Below are 18,747 nucleotides of genomic sequence, written 5' to 3' on the forward strand. Positions count from 1 at the left end.
CCAACATGGCTTTCATGGAGCGTATCGAGCGTCCCGATACCGACGGCGAACAGGTCGTTGTCCGTTTGCTGCGACATTATCGTGGCCTCCACGATCGCGATGGAGGCGGTGTCACGCTGGCAAGCCTCGTCGCGCTAGGTCAGAACCTTCGCCTGCCCCCGGCCGGCAGCGTGGCGTTGGCAAGCGTCTTCCAGCTTACCGAGGCGCTGCTGCGAAGACGCCTCATCACCGAATGCTGCTGTTCGTGCGACTACAGCCCGGACGAGCGTGCCGTCATCCGCCTCCTTGGCGCCCGGCTGCCGCGCATGGCCGGCACCGGCACCGTCGAGATACCCCATGGGTTGCCCGGTGCATTGGCATGGGCCATCCTGAGCGTCCGGTCGCTGTGCGGCGCGATCCTCGTGGTGCCGTCGCACCCGTTGCAGATCGACGATCCGGCCTGCCCGTTCGACCGTCCTTTCGGTGCCTGACGGAGATGGCATCGTTATACGACTATCTCGATCAGCACGTCCGTGACATGGCCGATGATGACATTTTCGTCCTGTCCGCCGTCCGGACATGGGTCTTCGCCGTCCGCAACGCACGCTGTCCGCAGGCGATGCTGCGCAGCGGCTTCACCGTCCGCCGCGTCGGTGCCGCGCTGTTGCCCTTCCTGTGTTCGATGACCCTCATTGACCGATATGGTTACGGCACGATGCGGTTTGCTGCCGTCCGCTATTCGAACGTCAGCGACGACGAGGCGCGCATCCTGACGCTGTTCGGTGCGGCACAGGAGGGGGATCCGCGATTGATTCGGATCGCCACCAGCCTGGTGAGTGACGAAATGGCAATGCAACTCGCGGGTGCCGCCAGCAAAGTCGGCGCCGCGCTGTTGCCGACAAACTAGCTGGTGAAAGACGGTCAGAACCAATATTTGGTGCTGGCAGTGAAGTTGCGCGCCATCGCCAAATTGTCCGAATAGCGAACATATCTGTTGTAACTAGCCAACGATAGCAAATTGTGATCGCGACAAAGTGTCGAATCCCCGGGATGGAACGCCATTGACCCAGATCCAGTCGGTCATAGCTCATTCCAGCTCGTCAGCTTCGGCCATTCGTTCATCCTTCGCGCTACCATGACAAATGTCATCCCATTCGCATGACAGCCGGCACTGCACCCGCGCCGCCGCAACGCGCATCGTGGCGCCATGACCACAGGGAGCCGCAACGGTGCATGACGATCTTTCCGCCATCGCGACACTGGCCGACGTGTCCAAACATCTGGGGTCCACCGCCGTCCTCGACCGGTTCTCGTTGGCCATCCGCGCAGGCGAGGTCACGGCGCTGCTGGGGCCGAACGGCGCGGGCAAGACCACGACCGTCGGCCTGCTGACCGGCCGGCTGCAACCCGACGCCGGCACGGTGCGGCTGTTCGGGCTCGATCCGGCCCGCCCGGCGGCACGGATGCGGATGGGGGTGATGTTGCAGGCATCCGGCCTGCCCGACGTGCTGAGCGTGGCCGAGGTGGTGACGCTGCAATCGGGCTATTACGCCGATGCCCGTCCGGTCGCCGAGACGCTGGCGATCGCCGGGCTGGCTGATCTGGCGCAGCGGCGGTGCGGTGCCCTGTCGGGCGGGCAGGCGCGGCGCGTGCAATATGCGCTGGCGATCTGCGGGCGTCCGGCGTTGCTGGTCCTCGACGAACCGACCGCGGCGATGGACCGGGCGTCGCGGCAGGCGCTATGGATGACGGTACGCAGCGCCGCCGCCGACGGGGCCGCCGTCCTGCTGACCAGCCATGATCTGGAAGAGGCCGACGCGCTGGCCGATCGCGTGCTGGTGATGGACCATGGCCGGATCGTCGCCGACGACAGCCCGGCGAATCTGCGCGCCCGTGCCGGGGGATCGGTGATCCGTTGTCGCACCACATTGTCGCCCGCGCTGTTGCAGGCACTGCCCGGCGTCCGCGAGGCGCGCGACGACGGCGGCGACCGGCATATCGTTACCGCCGATGCGGTGGCGACGGTGCGCGCGCTGTGCGCCGCCGATTCCGCCCTGTCGCAATTGCGCATCGCCGATGCAGCGCTCGAAGATGCCATCGCCACCCTGCTCGCTTCGAACCCGAGGAACGCCGCATGACCGCCGCCACCCTTCCCGCCGGCATCTGGCGCCGCGAAGCCGTCGCCGAACTCAAGCGATCGTGGCGGTTGCCGCAATTCCTGTTGCCGACCATCCTGACGCCGGCGGCCTTCTATGCCCTGTTCACGCTCGCGATCGGTGCGGCGCCTTCCCCGGCCGCCGCCGCCGCCAGCCTTGCGGGGTACGGCGTGTTCGCGGCGATCGGCCCGGCGCTGTTCGGGTTCGGCGCGGGCGTCGCGATGGAGCGCGAACAGGGGCTGATCGAGCTGAAACGGGTGTCGCCGCTGCCCGCCGGGGCGTTCGTCGTCGCCAAGCTGGTCGCGGCGGTCGCGGCGGTCGGCGCCGCCGTCGCGCTGATCTATTGCGCGGCGATCGTTGCGGGCGTGCGGCTGTCGCCGGGGCAGTGGCTGGCGCTGGCGCTGCTGCACTTCGCCTCCACCCTGCCGTTCGGGTTGATCGGCCTTGGCATCGGGATGCGGATGAGCGGCAAGGGTGCCGTCGCCATCGCCAACGCGCTGTTCCTCGGATCGGCGGTGGTCGGCGGGCTGTGGATCCCATCGACGATGCTGCCGGGCTGGATGCGCGCGATCGGCGAGGCCGCGCCCTCCTACCACCTCGGCCAGTTGGCGCGCGGCATCGTCGGGGCCGACACGATCGGCAGCCCGGTGCTGCACGCCGCGATTGCCGTGGCGATGACGATCGCCGCCGCGCTCTGGGCATGGACCGGTTGGCGGCGGAACCCGGCTTGACGCCGCCCCCTTCGCCACGCGACGGTCGGTCGATGGTGGTTACGTCGCGCAGAAGCTGGATCGAGGGGCCGTTGCCGTGGCTCGCCTATCTGCCCTTCTACGCCATGCCGTGGTTCTGGAAGCCGCCGGGCAATACCGGGCTGATCTTGTCGATCGCCGGCATCGGGCTGTTCCTGCCGGTCTATCTGCTGGGCTACAGCGCCGGCCAGCGGGCGCGGACGATCGCCGCCGCGATCATCGTGGCGATCGGCCTCGTCCTCGCCCCGTTCGGCGGGAGCTGGACGGTGTTCCCGATCTATGCGGCGGCGATGGTCGGCTATCTGCAACCGCCGCGCCGCGCGATCGTCGCGATCCTGACCATCGCGATCGTGACCAGCGGCGTCGGTATCGCACTGGGGCAGATGACCCTGTGGTGGTTGCCGGGCGTGCTGTTGTCGATGATGACCGGGTTCGGCACCTTTTCGCGCGAGGCGTTCTACAAACGGACGCAGGCGCTGCTCGCCTCGCAGGAGGAGGTGCGCCGTCTGGCGGGCACGGCGGAGCGCGAACGCATGGCGCGCGACCTGCACGATGTGATCGGCCGCACGCTGACCCTGATCGCGCTGCGCGCCGACCTGGCGGCGAAGCTGGTGACGCCCGACGTCGCTGCGGCGCAGGCGGAGATGCGGGCGGTGGCCGATATTGCCCGCACCGGCCTGTCCGATGTTCGCGCCGCGCTGTCGGGGACCGCCGGGGGCAGCCTCGGCCATGAGCTCGACCTGTCGCGCGACGCGCTGAAGGCCGCCGGGATCGTTGCGACCGTGACCGGCGACCCCCACGCCATTCCACCCGACGCCGGCGCGGTGCTGGCCATGACGGTGCGCGAGGCGGTGACGAACGTCATCCGCCATGCCGGGGCGGGTGCGTGCCGCATTGACCTGACCACCGACGACACCATTGCCGGCATCCGGATCGTCGATGACGGCCGCGGCGGTGCGTTCCGCGAGGGACATGGCCTGACGGGGATGCGCCAGCGTCTTGCCGCCGCCGGGGGTACGCTGGAGGTCGCCTGGGTCGGACCGGGCACGTGCGTCGCCGCCCGGGTTCCGGTGGGGGCGGCATGATCCGGATCGTCATCGCCGAGGATCAGGCGCTGGTGCTGGGGGCTATCGCGTCGCTGCTGGCGTTCGAAGGCGACATGACGATCGTCGGCCGCGCGCTGGACGGCGATACCGCGCTGGCGCTGGTCCGCGACCTGGCACCCGACATCCTGCTGACCGATATCGAGATGCCGGGGCGCAGCGGCATCGACGTCGCCGCGCAGATGTCGGCCGAAAGCCTCGCCACCCGCGTCGTCATCGTCACGACCTTTGCCCGGCCCGGCTATCTTGCCCGCGCGCGGGCGGCGGGGGTGCGCGGCTATCTGCTGAAGGACACGCCGGTCGAACGCCTCGCCACCGCGATCCGCACCGTCCATGGCGGCGGCCGGGCGATCGCCGCCGACCTTGCCGCCGAAGCGTGGGAGGCAGGCCCCGACCCGCTCACCGACCGCGAACGCGACGCGCTCCGACTTGCCGAGGAAGGCCTGCCCAACCGCGAGATCGGCCTGCGCCTGTCGCTGTCGCCGGGCACGGTGCGCAACTACCTCTCCGAAGCTGCCGCCAAACTCGGTGCTGCCAACCGCATCGAAGCGGGCCGCATCGCTCGCTCCAATGGATGGCTTTGACCCGATTGTGGACGTTCCGACTACCGGTCATTCGTTCAGGATCGCGTCGGCGTGCGTTTCGGTTACAGCCGCGTGCGCAATGTAAGTCCATAAGTTCGCGGATCACCCAGCGTGCCCGTGATCGCCCCGGTATTGGCGGCGGCGCGCGAGAGAAAATAGGTCTCGTCGGTTACGTTCCGACCCCAGAGCTGGATGTCGAACAACCCGTCCTCGGTCCGGAACCCGAAGCGCAAGTTCAGCAGGTCATAAGCCGGAATCACCGAATAGCGGCTGAGGCTGGCGGTTGTGTTGGTGCTTGATCGATAGCTGTAATCGCTTCCAAAATAGACCTCGCCACTCCGCCCGGCCATGTTCGCGATCGGCGCGCGGACCTCGCCGCCCGCCGATGCCGCCCATTCCGATACGCCCGGCAATCGTTGCCCCGACAGGTCGCACAGCGTCCGGCCGGTGATCTCGATCGGGCAGGGCGCATTGGCATAGGAGATATAGCGCGCATCGTCATAGGTTCCCGACCCATAGAGTGTCAGCCACCGCGTCGGGGTCGCGCGCACATCGGCTTCGAACCCGCGTGTGCGAACCTTCGCCGCATTGGTGAAGAAGCTGACGCCGTTGCGTTCGATGTCGATGATCGTCGTCTGGTAATCGCGCACATCGGTCCAGAACGCGGCGGCATTGGCGGTCAGCCGCCCGCCGAACCACGTCGTCTTGATGCCTGCTTCGTAGCTGTCGATCGTCTCGGGCGCGATCACCGGATTGGCCGCGAACTGCCCGGTGGTGGTGATGTTGGCGAGGTTCAGCCCGCCGAACTTGTTGCCGCGCGCATAGGTGACATAGCCCAATACCGGTTCGGCGACCTTCCACGACAGCGTTGCCTGTCCCGACAGCCGCCCGGCCTTGGTCTCGGCTTCGTAGCGATTGGCGATGCCGTAGCGCGAGCGGATCGTCTGCGCCGTCGTCTGCTGTGCCGCACCCAGCGCCGCCAGCGACCGCCCGGTCGCAACCTGATCGAAATAGCCGGTCTTGGTCTCATAGGTATAGCGCAGGCCGGTGGTCAGATCGATGCCGGGCGCGATATGCCAAATCGTCTGCGCGAAGGCGGCATAGCTGTCGGTGACCGGGCGCGACTGGCTGACGACGTTGTACTCGTTCAGCGCGGCTGCGCCGACCGCGGCATTGGTCGTCGGCGGCAGGAACCAGTCGGCGGCGCGGGTGCCGTAGCGGTTCACCGCCTCGGCGCGGATCGACTGGTAAAGATAGTAGAGACCGGCAACATAATCGACCGTGCGGTCCCCGTTCGATGCGATGCGCAGTTCCTGGCTGAGCTGCCGCTGTTCGTTGCTCTGGTGGAAATCCGCACCGGCATCGATGCTGGTGCCGTCGCCGTCATTATGCGGATACCAGTTCCACGCGCGATAGGCGGTGACCGAGGTCAGCGTCGCCGCGCCGAGATCGAGATCGGCGGTCAGGTTGATGCCGTGCTGGTTCATCGCATAGCGCGGGTTGGCATCGACATCGGTGGTGCGCAGCCCGGGATCGGCCGGGACCGGGATGTAGCCCGATCGCGCCGCGCGGTCGTAATAATTGTTCGCGAAGTTGGTGCCGTTGTCATAGCTGCGGACCGCACCCAGCAGGATGCCGCCGGCGGTGAACGAATGCTGCCGCCCCCAATCGCCGATCAGCCGCAGCGTCAGCGCATCGGTCGGCTTGTACAGCAACTGCCCGCGCAAGTTCAGGTCATGAAAATCCTGTCCCAACCGCCCGTCGAACCGGTTGCGGGTAAAGCCGTCGCGATCAGTCTTCGACACGAACAGCCGCGCGGCGAGGCTGTCGGTGATCGGCCCCGAAAGATAGGCGTGGAGTTGGCGGAAACCGACATTGCCGAGCGACACGTCGCCGCCGGCTTCCGGTTCGAACGTCGGAGCCTTGGTCGTGACGACCACCGCGCCGGCCGAGGTATTCTTGCCGAACAGCGTCCCTTGCGGCCCACGCAGCACCTCGATCCGTTCGAGATCGGCAAGGTCGAAGACGCTCTGTCCCGGCCGCGCCAGATAGACGCCGTCGACATACACGCCGACCGCCGGCTCCAGCCCGTCGTTATAGACCGCGACGTTGTTGCCGAGGCCACGGATGTTGATGCTGGTGTTGCGCGGGTTGGTGTTGGTGACGACCAGGCTGGGCGTCAGTTGTTGCAGGTCGCGCAGGTTGTAGGTCCGCGTGGCTTCGATCTGTGCCGCGCCGAGCGCATTGATCGCGATCGGCACGTCCTGGCTGCGTTCGGCGCGGCGGCGCGCGGTGACAACGATGTCCTCGCCGGTTGCCGCTTCCTTGGGGGTCTCGGTGTCAACTTCGTCGGCCGTCGGCACCGGATCGGCGGCAAAGGCGGGCATGGCGAGCAGGGTGGCCCCGGCGAGCAAGAACAGGCGGCAGGCACGGGCGGGCGAAATCGGCATCAATGGTCCTTCGGTCACGAATGGCGGCGGCACCCGCCGGACCTCGCCTCGCTAGGTTAGGGACGCCATCGAAACGAACGCACTAATTCCCATTGAATTAATAGATATTCTTTATTGTTGGGTTCTGCATCTTGGCTATGCCGTGTGAGTAACCTTCGCCACCTCTGGAGAACCCATGCCGGCCAAGCCCCTGATCGCCGCTGCTTTCCCGGCGCTGCTGTTCGCGCTCCCCGCCACCGCCGCCCCCGAAACCCCGCCGGTCCCGCCCACGCAGGCGGTTGCTCCCAAGAACGCCCCCAATTTTCTGGTCATTGTCGCCGACGATCTTGGCTGGTCCGATATTGGTGCGTTCGGCGGCGAGATCGCGACGCCGAACCTCGATGCGCTGGCGCTCTCGGGCGTGCGCTTCACCGGCTTCCACACCGCCCCCACCTGCTCTCCGACGCGCTCGATGCTGATGAGCGGCGTCGACAATCACCAGGCGGGCCTCGGCACCATGGCCGAATTGCTGAGCGACGCCACCCGCGGCCATCCGGGCTACGAGGGGTATCTCAACGACCGCGTTGCCTCGATTGCCGAACTGCTGCGCGCCGGTGGCTATGCCACGCTGATGACGGGGAAATGGCATCTCGGCCTCACACCCGACCGCGAACCGGCCGCGCGCGGCTTCGAACACAGTTTCGCGCTGCTACAGGGCCTGTCGAACCACTTCGGCGCGGATCAGAATGCCGCGTGGCAGAAGGCCGGGCTCGATCCCAGCTACCGTGACGACGGCAAGCTCGCCGCCCTCCCCGCCGGCCGCTATTCGACCGATTATTTTGCCGACCGGCTGATCGGCTATCTCGATCAGGCCAAGCGTGCGGGCGACGACCGTCCGTTCTTCGCTTATCTCCCCTTCAGCGCCCCGCACTGGCCGCTCCAGGCGCCTGCCGATACGATCGCCAAGTACAAGGGACGCTACGACGCGGGCTACGAAGCACTGCGCGACGCCCGGCTTGCGCGGCAGAAACACCTGGGCCTCGTCCCCGCCGACGCCGTCGCCCACGCCACCGCACAGGTCCGCCCATGGACATCGCTATCGGCGGAAGAACGCGCGATCGAGGCGCGCAAGATGGAGGTCTATGCGGCGATGGTCGACCGGCTCGACGAGAATGTCGGGCGGGTCATCGCCGCGCTGAAGGCGCAGGGTCGCTATGACGACACGATCATCCTGTTCCTTTCCGACAACGGGCCGGAGGGCAATGTGATCGAACATCCCTCCCCCCGCTTCAGGATCGCCGATCCGAAGGCCCCGCCGATCGATCCCGACGCGCCGGCGCCCGCCGACCCGTCGCTCGGCATCGACAACAGTCTGGCGAATATCGGGAAAGCGACCAGCTATGTCGGCTATGGTCCGGGCTGGGCGCAGGCCAATTCAACCCCGTCGTGGCTGGTGAAAGGCTATCCGACCGAGGGCGGCATCCGCGTCAGCGCTTTTGCGGCCGGCAAGGGCGTGGCCGGCGGCGGACGCATCGCCACCGCCAATCTCGATGTGCGCGACATTGCGCCGACCCTGCTCGATTATGCCGGGCTGACCCAGCCCAAGACCTATGCCGGCCGCCCGATCATCGCGCATCAGGGGCATAGCCTGCGCCCCGTCCTCACCGCTACCGCGCCTGCGATCCGCACCGCAGACGAAGCCGTGGGCTACGAACTTTTCTACCGTCGCGCCCTGCGCAAAGGCGACTGGAAGGCGGTCTACCTTCCCGCCGGGACCAACCGCTATACCCGCAAGGGCGTCAGCACCGGCCGCTGGCAATTGTTCGACATCGCCCGCGACCCGGGCGAAACCCGCGACCTCGCCGCGGCTGAACCCGCGCGGCTCGCCGAACTGGTCGCTGCCTATGACGCCTATGCCAGTGACAAGGGTGTCGTGCCGGTTCCCGTCGCAGCAGCGTCGACCGCCGGCGGTGCCAGGCCATGAGGCGGACGACCGCGCTGCTCCTCGCTGTAGCCGGGCTTGTCTCAACCGGCGCGCACCGCCCCGCCCCCCGCTGCGACGCCACCGACCGTTGCGTCACGATCCCCGCCGGTACGGTGTTGTTCGGCGAGGACGGCGCGGGCCGGCCCGGCAAGGAAATTCCCGTCACCGGCTTCCGCATCGACGCGCATGAGGTGACCAACCGCCAGTTCGCCGCCTTCGCCGCCGCCACCGGCTACCGCACCCGCGCCGAACGCGATGGTGCATCGGCGATCTTCGTCGCGCCGACCGAACCGGTGCCGCTCGATGATGCCACGCGATGGTGGCGGTTCGTGAAGGGGGCGGACTGGCGCCATCCGCAGGGACCGGGTAGTTCCCTCCACGACAACTGGCAGGCACCCGTCGTCCATGTCGACCGTGCCGATGCCGCCGCCTATGCCGCATGGGCCGGAGGGTTTCTGCCGGGCGTCGAGCAATGGGAGCGCGCCGCCCGCGGTCGCCAGACGACCGCCCGCGACGCGATGGCGTGGGCGTTCGACCATGGCAAGGCCCAGGCGAATGTATGGGAAGGCGTCTTCCCAATGATCGACACCGCCGCCGATGGCTATGCCGGCATCGCCCCCGTCGCACGCTTTCCCGCCAATAGCTTCGGGCTGTACGACATGGTCGGCAATGTATGGGAATGGGTCGCGGGAGACAGTCCGGTCGGGCTGGTCAAAGGCGGCAGCTTCCTGTGCGCGACCAACTACTGCGCGAACTTCCGCCCCGCCGCGTTTCAAGCGCAGGAGCAGGATTTTCCGACCTCACACATCGGGTTCCGCGTCGCTTATCGCCTGCGATGATCTCCTGGACCCACTTGCGGACACGCAAGGCGTCACTGGATATTGGAGGCAGCCCACGTCGACTTCAATGCTCCGGAAGGTAATCTTGATCGACCGCTACTGGCCGTCTGTGGCTGCAGCAAGGTTGCAGGTGCTGGGCGACCAAAGGTTGCGTGAAATGCCATGGGGTAGGTGCTGAACCGGGATTGGATCCCACCCTCCCCGGTCATGGACGAGGAATTCGTCGACAAACCAGAGGATCCGACCGCCTTTTCCTATAACCGTCGGAACCGGATTGCCTGCCCGCCACCCGCCGCCAGCAGGATCGACAGTTGATCGGTCGATGTCACGATCCGCCGCGTGACTGCCACACGCTCGGGCGCGCTGCGCCAGTCGGCACCCGGACCATCGGCGTAGATCGTCGCCTCGTATCGGCGACCCGCTTCGAGGAAGTCGAGCGGCACGGCCACCGTACGCGCATCGTCGTTGGTGATCGCGCCCAGATACCAATCGGGCCCGGCCCGGTCCTGCCGTGCGACGACGGCATATTCGCCGATCTTTCCTTGCAGCGTGCGGCTCGTTTCCCAGTCGGTCGGCACGTCGCGAATGAACTGGAACGCCGGCAGGTTGCGGTCGTAATGTTCGGGCAGGTCGACCGCCATCTGCACCGGGCTGTAGAGCACGACATAGAGGGCGAGCTGGTTGGCCAGCGTCGAGGGAACGCGGTTGTCGGGCCGCGTCGCGCGGTAATCGAAGGCGAAGACCCCCGGCGTATAGTCGAGCGGACCCGACAACAGCCGGGTGAACGGCAGGATGGTGGTGTGATCGGGCGCATTGCCGCCATCGGGACTGCCGCCGTTATATTCCTGTCCGCGCGCGCCCTCGCGGCTCATCAGATTGGGCCAGGTGCGGCGCAGCCCGGTATCCTTGACCGGTTCGTGCGGGAACACCGCGATGCGGTGCCGTGCCGCCGCCTCGACCACCTTTTGCAGATTTTCGACCGCATATTGCCCGTCGGGCCATTCGGTTTCGTCGTGCCGGGTCCCGACATATCCCAGCTTGATCGAGCGCACGCCATGGCGATCATAATAATCGAGTGCCGGTTCGAGCTGGCGCAGATAATCGCGCACCTGCCCGCCGGTTTCGTGATGGCCGATCAGGTCGACGCCCTTCACCTTCGCATAGGCCGAGACCGCCGCCATATCGAAGGCGGGCTGCGCCTGATCGAAGGTGAATTTTGACCGGCCGTTCTTCCACCATTCCGGCACGTCCCACCCGACGTTCCAGCCCTCGACCAGCACCCCCTTGATGCCATGCGCCGCCGCCCAGTCGATATAGGCCTTTGCCCGCCCGGTCTTGGCACCGAGCTTCGGCCCCGGCTCCCACGTCAGCAGCCCGGTGTGCATCGCCCAGAAGATGCCGATGTATTTTTCGGGCCGCACCCACGACACGTCGCCGATCCGGTTGGGCTCGTTGAGGTTCAGGACGATCGTCGAGTCCGCCAGTCGCGCCGCGTCGGGGGCCACCATCACCACCCGCCACGGCGTCACCGCCCCGCCATGCGTGCGCGCCAGATCGCCGTTCGACCATGGCGACAGGTCGGCCTTCAACGTGCGGCTGTTTTCCTCGGGCATCCGCAGGTTCATCGAGGGGAAGTCGACCAGCGCCGCTTCATGCACCGCCATCGCGACGCCATCGCCCTCCAGCGTCAGCGGCGTTTGCGCTGTCTGGATCGCGGACAGCGCCGAGCGGCTGTACTCATATTCGCTGAACTTCTCGCGATAGGCGGGGATCGACCATGCCCGGTAATTCCGGGCGAAGTGGAACTCGGTGCGCTCGTCGCTGACGACCAGCGCCTGATCGCGGGTGCCCGGCAAGGTATAGCGAAAACCGAAACCATCGTCGAACACCCGGATCTCGACACCGAGTTGCCGCCCGTCCGCAGCCGCCACCGTCGCCGCCAGTCCCTGATACCGCTCGCGCATCGCACGCCGTTCGCCCCATGGCTGGGTCCATGCACGGTCCTGCGAGGTGCGGCGGCTGTCGACCAGCACCAGCCCGGCATCGCCCGGTCCGGCATCCCGGAACCGGAACCCCATGCGCGACCGATCTAGGATCGGCCTGCCGTCATAACGCGCCCGGTACACCGCCTCACCACGATCGACCGCCAGGTCGACGGCGATGCGCCCATCGGGGGAGCGCACCGTCTGCCATGCCTGCGCCAGTGCCGGGGTGGCGACCAGCAGGGCGGCGAGCGAAATCATCGTGCGGACCATGGTCGCCGCCCTTTCGTTTCAGAAGCTGTAGGTCAGGCTGGCACGGACGCGGCGGCCGAAGATCGGGCGGCCCTGGAACGCGGTTTCCTGTACCCCGATGATCGATCCGGCACGCGGATTGCCCTCGGTCAGCCCGACTTCGTTGAACAGGTTGGTCGCCACCACCTGCGCCTGCAACGCATCGCTGATCTTCCAGTTCGCGCCGGCGCGGACCTCGGTATAGCTCGGCAACACGATGGTGTTGGCGACATCGACATAGCGTTTGCCGGTATAGGCCGCCTCGCCGAACACGCTCACCCGGTCGCCCGGCAGGCGCAGCGTCGGGCGGACCGAGAACTGCACCTGCGGCTGTCGCACGATCTGGTTGCCGCTGAAGTCGAACGCGCCGGTCGCGCCCTGTCCGGCAAAGCTGGTATAGTTGATCTTCTGGTAGTTGCCGCTTGCCGAAATGTCGAAGAAGTCGACCGGGCGCAGCGACAGCTCCACCTCGACCCCCTTCGATTCCGCCGCCGCATTCTGGTTGACAGTCTGCGCCTGCCCGTTGGGACCGGCGACGATCGTCTGGAAGGCGACGTTGGGGAATTTGTTGTAGAACAGCGTGACGAACGCCGAGAAGGGCCGCGTCGAATATTTGAAGCCGCCTTCGACCAGATCGATGCGGTTTTCGACCGGAATGCCACCGAACCACTGAACGAATTCGGGGGTCACGCGGAAGCTGCGGCTGTAGCGCGCGAAGGCGGCGACGCGCGGGCTGAATTCATAATTGCCGCCGACCGAGAACGCCCATTGTCCGGTCTTGAAGCGATAGGGGGTGGTCCCGCCGGTGAACACCAGCACATTGTCGTCGGCCAGCGTCGATGTGTCGCCCAGGTTGCGGCGCGCCGTCTGCGCGATCGTTCCTTCCTTGGCGACATGGTGATAGCGCGCGCCGAGATCGATGCGTAGCTTCGGCGTCACCTGCCACGCATCGGTCAGGTAGAAGGCGTTGATCGTGACGTCGTCGTCGAAGCGTTGCAGATTGCTGTGCAGGTTAAGCAACCCGCCCTGCGTCAGCGCCACCGTCTGCTGCCCCGCGGCGTTCAGCCCGACGATGTCGAAATAGCGTGGCCGGTTGATCGCCTCCACGACAATGTCGTTCCAGTTCCAGTTCTGCGTCTGTTCGAAATGGCTGAAGTAATAGCCGCCGGTCAGCGTGTGGCGGCCAATGCCGGTGTCGAGCTTCTTGGTCACGCTCAGGTCGTTGACGACATTCTCGACATCGACGACCGTGTTGAAGATGCTTTGCGTCAGCGCGAGCTGGTTGCCGAGCGCCGAGGCTGCCACCGTCTGCCCGGTCCGCGCGTCGCGGTACACTGCTCGCACGGTGTCGGGACGGGCGGCGAGAATGCGGCTGAAGCCGTCGCTCAGGAACTGCTGCGACGTCGCGATACCCGAGCTGAACAGGCCGTTGAAGTCGACGAAGCCCTTGGTATAGCGCGCGCGGTTGTTGACCTCCCACCCGTCGCCCAGCGGCTTGTTCAGGATAGCGGTGAAGGTGTCGGTATCGGTATGGATACCCTGCGTCAGATCGACGCGCTTGCCGAACACGCCGTTGCCGTCGGGCAAGGTGATCCGCGCGAAATCGGTGTTGACCAGCGTGCCGGTGCCCGCATCCAGCCCCGGCAGTCCTTTGTCGGCACTGGCGAGCGGGATGGCGGTGTAGAAGATGTTCTTGTCGTCGAGCTTGCGATAGCTGACGAACAGCGACCCGCTGTCGGCGAAGTCGTAGTTCAGCCCAATGCGAAGCTGCCCGCCCTGGTTGCCGGTGAAGCCCGGGTTCCGCAGGCCGTTGTCCTCGCGGTAGAAGCCGCCGACCGAAAACGACAGCCGATCGGTCAGCGGGCCCGACACATTGGCATCGACGCGGTAATGATCCCAGTCGCCGACCTCGGCCTTGACCAGCCCTTGCAACGTACTGGTCGGACGCTTGGTCAGGACGTTGACGACACCGCCCGGCGCATTCGACGCGGTGATCGAGGCCGATCCGCCGCGCACGATCTGGAGCGAGTCCACCGTCGCGTCGACACGGAAGAACTCGTCGGCGTTGGTGAAGGCGCCCGCCCCCTCTTCCCACACCGGCAGGCCGTCCTCGAGCAGCGGGAGATAGCGGTAATTATCCGCCGGCAGCCCGCGCGAATAGACGTTGTTGCCGACCTCGCCGCCCGAGCTTTCGACATAGATGCCCGGCGTCGAGGCGATCAGGTCGGCGATGCCCAGCGGCGCCTTCTGCGCGATGGCCAGCGAATCCACCGTGGTGATCGCATAGGAGGTTTCGAACTTGCTCACGCCGGTGCGGGTGCCAGTGACGATGATCTCGTCGAGGCCGAGGTCGCCGCCCTCGGCGGCGGGCGCTTCCTGTTCGGCGGTGGCCGGTTCGGCGGGCACGGTCTGCGCCGCTGCCGGAGCCAACGGCAACGTCGCGGCAATCGAACCGAGCAGCACAAGGCGATAGGCACGCATCATATATCCCCTCCATGGACGCCGCGCCTGCGCGGTCGTTTGATGGGCAACAGATGCGAGCTTGCGCAAAGCAATGCAAATATAAACTGCAAACGATTGCAATTTACATGGAACGACGAGGATTCCGATCGATAATCTGAATTATATCAATCAGATGAAACGTATCGATCCACAGGATTTGCATGGAACCTTCGTGTCAACCGGCACAGGATTCGCGAATCACGAGATCGGTCGGCAGACGTTCGGACCGGACGCGATGCCCGTCGATGATCCGCAGCAATTTCGACACCAGCAGGCTGCCCGCCTTGATGACGTCCTGACGGATCGTCGTCAGTCCCGGTATCGCCAGCGCTGCCGCATCGATGTCGTCATAGCCGATCACCGCGACGTCGCCCGGGACGGACATGCCCCGCCGGTGAAGCGCCCGGATCGCCCCGAGCGCCACCACATCGGACGCGGCGACGATCGCGTCGAACGCGATGCCGCGCTCCAGCAGGTCATCGACCGCCTCGCCCCCGTCGAAGCGACCGGCGGCGGGCGTCTGGACCAACAGCGGATCGAACGGGACGTCATGCGCCGCCAGCGCGGCACGATACCCCTCCTGCCGGATCGCGATTTGCGAGAACGGCGTGCGCGCCGCCGCGATCGGCGGTGCCGCCCCCACAAAGGCGATCCGCCGCCGTCCGCTGCGCAACAGATGCTGCGTCGCCTGAAAACCACCGGCACGGTTGTCGCTGCCGATCGAACAATATTGCTGTCCGGCAACCTCCACGCCCCATGCGACCAGCGGCGCCCCGGCCGCGCCGACCCGGTTCAGCGTATCGTGAAACTGCGACTGGCCGAGGAAGATCGTGCCCGCATACCCGCTGTCGTCGAGGAACGCGGCGAGCGTCGCGTCGTCATGCGGCGTCTGCCACACGATCGATATGTCGCGCCGCCGCTCGCGCACCGCCGTGCCGATTCCACCGATCAACGCCAGTTCGAACGGGTTGGCCAACTGGCTGCCATGCGCCAGCGACACCGGCACGACGAGGCATAGCTGATCGGCCAGCATCGGCACGGACTGGCGGCGGCGCTGCGGAACATGGACATAGCCGAGACGATCGGTGGCGCGCAGGATGCGCTCGCGCGTATCGTCGCTGATCGCGCTGTGTCCGGTCAGCACCCGCGACACGGTGGCGATCGACACGTCGGCCGCCTCCGCGATGTCGCGCAGCGTGGGTCCGCTTCGCTTCATCCGGGTCATCGCGTCATGGTTCCTCGTTCGTTTTGCATTAAGTTGCGTTACGCGGTCCGTGTGGGTTCGTCCACCGCCGGCAGGCGCAGGCTGAGCCACGCGCCGGCCAGCATCGCCAGTCCGCCGAGCGGGAGGACGGGCACCACTGATCCCTGCAACGGATGGGCGATGATCCATCCCATCGTCAGCCCGGCGACCAGTTGCGGCACGACGATGAAGATGTTCATCACCCCAATGAACATGCCCGCCGTCGCGCTGGTCACGATCCGCCCCGCCAGCACGAACGGCGCGCTGAGCATCGAGGCATAGGCGATCCCGATCAGCCCCGCACAGCCCATCAGCGCCATCGGGCCGGTGCAGGATGCAAGCGCGGCGAGGCCGACCGCCCCCGCCCCCAGCGCCGCCGCATGGACGCGTCGCACCCCGAACCGGCGGAACAGGGCCGGTAACACGAAGGCGAAGATGCCCGCGACCCCGTTGTAGGTGCCGAACAATACCCCGACGAAGTCCGCGCCGCGGGCGTAGGCCGCATCGAAAGGCGACGTCGCGCCATAGACGTTGGCGGCGATAACCGGCGTGGCATAGACCCATAGCAGATAAAGGCCGAACCAGCAGGCGAACTGGATCGCGGCCACCGGCCGCAACACGCGCCATAGCCGCGCGACCGCCGCAAACCGCTTCGCCTTTGGCGCGGATACCGGGGGCGTGGCGTCCACACGCCGGGGTTCGCGCACCGTCGCCAGCGTCCATCCGACCGACAGGGCCACCGCCGCCGCCGCCGCGACGAAGGCGAAGCGGATCGACGGCGGCGTCTGTCCCGGCAGCGCGGCGTTCGACAGCCCCGCCTGTGCCAGCAGCATCGGCGCACAGGCACCCGCCAGCGCGCCCAGCCCGATGAACACCGTCTGCATCGCATAGCCACGCGCATGGTCCGCCACCGGCAGCGTATCGGCGACCAGCGCGCGATACGGCGCGTGCAGCGCGTTCATCGCCGCTTCCAGCAGCCAGATCGTTGCCACCGCCACTGCCAGCGACGCGGCGAGCGGCAATGTCACCAGCGCGGCCATCACGATCAGCGCGGACCCGAAGATATACGGCCGCCGCCGCCCGAACCGCGTGCCGTACCGGTCGCTGAGCGCGCCGACGACTGGCTGGATCAGCAACCCGGTCACTGGCCCGGCAAGCCACAGCAGCGCCAGTTGCTCGACCGGTGCCCCCAGCCCCTGAAAGATACGGCTGAGACTTGCGCTCTGGATGCCGAACGCGATCTGCAACCCCAGATAGCCGATGCTGATATTGATCGTCCGTGGACGCATGCCCCTGGGCCCCCTCCCCGATATGATCCATTTGTTCTGGACCATCGGCAGCCGCGAGCGGTCACGCAATGGTGGTTTGAAGCGTCCCGGGTTTTCGCATGAGTTCCGCGACCGCGCGGTGCGGATGGTTGATGAGCATCGAGGGATTATCCGTCCGGGTAGGCGGCGATGACCTCGATCGCCGGGAAGATCGGCTGCACCACCGAGACACGGCGCCGCTGGTGCCTTTGAGGAGGCGAGCCGACGAGCAGGACCAGCGACGAAATACGGGCGCAGATTAAGCGCGTCCATGATGCCAGCTTTGGTATCTATGGCACGCGCAGGGTCTGGCATCAGTTGCGGCGCGAAGGCGTGGCGACCGCCAAATGCACCGTGGAACGGCTGATGTCGACCATGGGTCTGGCCTTCGCCTATGCTATCAATCGAACAGCGTCCGATGGAAGACCAGCGACGCCGCGCCCAACGGTCCGGCGAGATCGGGTTCCAGGCTAGCGACATCAAGTAACGTCATCGGCGCGCGTGTCGCACGCCGGTCGGTCAGCGTCGTTTCCGGCCATTCCGCCGCGTCGACGATCCGACGCGCCAGCATGCGCGGCAAACGGCCCCCCAGGATCAGCGCCTCGCAGTCCAGGGTGCGGCGAAGCACGCCGAACAGATAGGAGAAGCTTGGTTGGTGCTCGGTCAGCCATGCTTCGACACCGGGCCATGCCGGATCGAACCGCGCGACCATGTCGGCGATCCCGGTGGTCGATACGCCGTGATCGGCGAGGCAGCCGCGCAGCGTCGCGAGATTGGGAGTGGCCCGTCCCGCCATTGGAAAGAGACCCGCGATCTCCCCCGCATTGCCGTGTCGACCCCGCATCAGCACCCCATCGACGATGATCCCCGCACCGAACCCCGAAGCGACGTTGACGTAGCACGAACTCGCATAGCGCGAGCCGACGCCAAGCAGGCGTTCACCCAATGCTGCGGCGCTGGCGATGTTCTCGACGACGACAGGCATCGTCAGCCGACGCGATGCGTCCGCGCGCAGATCGACCAGCGCCCAGTCTTCCAGCTCTTCGGCCGGGTTCACCATGTCGGGCGCGACAAAAAAGCCCGCGACGGCAATGCCGAGGCCATTCAGCCTGTCCGGTTCGATACCCAGGGACGACAACGCCCCGGTCCCGAACGACGCGGCTGCGTCCAACAGGTCGCCACGCGGCATGCCCGGCATCGTGATCTCGGCGCGCGCCCGCACGCATCCGGCCAGGTCGAGCAGGGCGACGTCGGCGCGATCGGTCATTACCGACAATCCAAGCGCAAAGGCCGCATCCGGCACGATATGGATGATATTGCTGGGTTGCCCCCGGCCTTCCGCAACGGTTGCCCCGGCGCGGACCAGGCCGGCCACCTCCAATTCCTCGGTCGCACGAAAGATCGCGGTCCCGGAAAGGCCGGTTTCACGGATCAGCACCGATCGCGAAACGCTACCGTGCCGCCTGATCGCGGCGAGCACCGTGCGTGCGCGCACAGAAACGCCTGCGGCTTTGATCAAACGCCCCTTCATCATGCTCCATGGCTACCGACTGCGGCGAAAATCCACCAGTAGCGACCCACTGTCAAATTAATATCATA

15 protein-coding genes are annotated in these 18,747 nt (G+C 66.6%); 9 read left to right on the top strand and 6 right to left on the bottom strand.

What is annotated here, in order from left to right; translation table 11 throughout:
• The first annotated feature begins 5 nt into the window (after positions 1-5).
• The 6 genes from ASG37_RS12540 (at position 6) to ASG37_RS12565 (ending at position 4,571) form a co-directional block, all read left to right on the top strand.
• A complete protein-coding gene (locus ASG37_RS12540) occupies positions 6-470 on the top strand; it encodes a hypothetical protein (RefSeq protein ID WP_156349191.1) in 465 nt (154 codons plus the stop codon).
• Positions 471-517: 47 nt separating this feature from the next.
• Positions 518-886 carry a hypothetical protein gene (locus tag ASG37_RS12545; protein WP_156349192.1) on the top strand — a complete coding sequence of 123 codons (369 nt, stop codon included), beginning with the start codon at positions 518-520 and terminating at the stop codon, positions 884-886.
• A gap of 322 nt (positions 887-1,208) precedes the next feature.
• Positions 1,209-2,117 carry an ABC transporter ATP-binding protein gene (locus ASG37_RS12550; RefSeq protein ID WP_082448430.1) on the top strand — a complete coding sequence of 303 codons (909 nt, stop codon included), beginning with the start codon at positions 1,209-1,211 and terminating at the stop codon, positions 2,115-2,117.
• Positions 2,114-2,866 (top strand): ABC transporter permease, encoded by a 753-nt coding sequence (locus ASG37_RS12555; protein WP_055760713.1) that lies wholly within the window; start codon positions 2,114-2,116, stop codon positions 2,864-2,866. Before ASG37_RS12550 ends, ASG37_RS12555 begins: the two co-directional genes overlap by 4 nt.
• 32 nt (positions 2,867-2,898) lie before the next feature.
• The gene (locus tag ASG37_RS12560; protein ID WP_200909804.1) at positions 2,899-3,969 is read left to right on the top strand and encodes a sensor histidine kinase; all 1,071 of its coding nucleotides are present in this window, start codon (positions 2,899-2,901) and stop codon (positions 3,967-3,969) included.
• Positions 3,966-4,571: a response regulator transcription factor gene (locus tag ASG37_RS12565; protein ID WP_055760716.1), complete on the top strand. Its 606-nt coding sequence runs from the start codon at positions 3,966-3,968 to the stop codon at positions 4,569-4,571. The genes ASG37_RS12560 and ASG37_RS12565 overlap by 4 nt, the downstream gene beginning before the upstream one ends.
• Before the next feature lie 62 nt (positions 4,572-4,633).
• Here the strand turns inward: ASG37_RS12565 and ASG37_RS12570 are convergent, their stop codons facing one another.
• Positions 4,634-7,021 carry a TonB-dependent receptor gene (locus ASG37_RS12570; protein ID WP_055760719.1) on the bottom strand — a complete coding sequence of 796 codons (2,388 nt, stop codon included), beginning with the start codon at positions 7,019-7,021 and terminating at the stop codon, positions 4,634-4,636.
• Between the two features lie 175 nt (positions 7,022-7,196).
• On the opposite strand from ASG37_RS12570, the gene ASG37_RS12575 reads away from it, so the two are divergent.
• A complete protein-coding gene (locus ASG37_RS12575; protein ID WP_082448432.1) occupies positions 7,197-8,984 on the top strand; it encodes an arylsulfatase in 1,788 nt (595 codons plus the stop codon).
• The gene (locus ASG37_RS12580) at positions 8,981-9,823 is read left to right on the top strand and encodes an SUMF1/EgtB/PvdO family nonheme iron enzyme (protein WP_082448435.1); all 843 of its coding nucleotides are present in this window, start codon (positions 8,981-8,983) and stop codon (positions 9,821-9,823) included. The genes ASG37_RS12575 and ASG37_RS12580 overlap by 4 nt, the downstream gene beginning before the upstream one ends.
• 254 nt (positions 9,824-10,077) lie before the next feature.
• Here the strand turns inward: ASG37_RS12580 and ASG37_RS12585 are convergent, their stop codons facing one another.
• The 4 genes from ASG37_RS12585 to ASG37_RS12600 all read right to left on the bottom strand — a co-directional run bounded on the left by ASG37_RS12585 (position 10,078) and on the right by ASG37_RS12600 (position 17,130).
• Complete coding sequence (locus tag ASG37_RS12585) at positions 10,078-12,078, bottom strand: glycoside hydrolase family 97 protein (protein ID WP_055760724.1); 2,001 nt, start codon at positions 12,076-12,078, stop codon at positions 10,078-10,080.
• An 18-nt stretch (positions 12,079-12,096) separates the two neighbouring features.
• Entirely contained in the window at positions 12,097-14,580 is a 2,484-nt protein-coding gene (locus tag ASG37_RS12590) for a TonB-dependent siderophore receptor (RefSeq protein ID WP_055760727.1), read from the bottom strand.
• A gap of 193 nt (positions 14,581-14,773) precedes the next feature.
• On the bottom strand, positions 14,774-15,814 hold the full coding sequence (locus ASG37_RS12595; RefSeq protein ID WP_055760731.1) for a LacI family DNA-binding transcriptional regulator: 1,041 nt from the start codon (positions 15,812-15,814) through the stop codon (positions 14,774-14,776).
• Between the two features lie 47 nt (positions 15,815-15,861).
• On the bottom strand, positions 15,862-17,130 hold the full coding sequence (locus tag ASG37_RS12600; RefSeq protein WP_055760734.1) for an MFS transporter: 1,269 nt from the start codon (positions 17,128-17,130) through the stop codon (positions 15,862-15,864).
• 264 nt (positions 17,131-17,394) lie between these two features.
• Here ASG37_RS12600 and ASG37_RS18230 point away from each other — a divergent pair, with 264 nt between their 5' ends.
• On the top strand, positions 17,395-17,622 hold the full coding sequence (locus tag ASG37_RS18230) for an IS3 family transposase (protein ID WP_082448441.1): 228 nt from the start codon (positions 17,395-17,397) through the stop codon (positions 17,620-17,622).
• Here ASG37_RS18230 and ASG37_RS12605 read toward each other — a convergent pair.
• Positions 17,549-18,682 carry an ROK family transcriptional regulator gene (locus tag ASG37_RS12605; RefSeq protein ID WP_082448444.1) on the bottom strand — a complete coding sequence of 378 codons (1,134 nt, stop codon included), beginning with the start codon at positions 18,680-18,682 and terminating at the stop codon, positions 17,549-17,551. The two genes, ASG37_RS18230 and ASG37_RS12605, sit on opposite strands and share 74 nt — an antisense overlap.
• Positions 18,683-18,747: the final 65 nt, after the last annotated feature.

The organism is Sphingomonas sp. Leaf407 (assembly GCF_001425385.1).
GTDB lineage: Bacteria > Pseudomonadota > Alphaproteobacteria > Sphingomonadales > Sphingomonadaceae > Sphingomonas.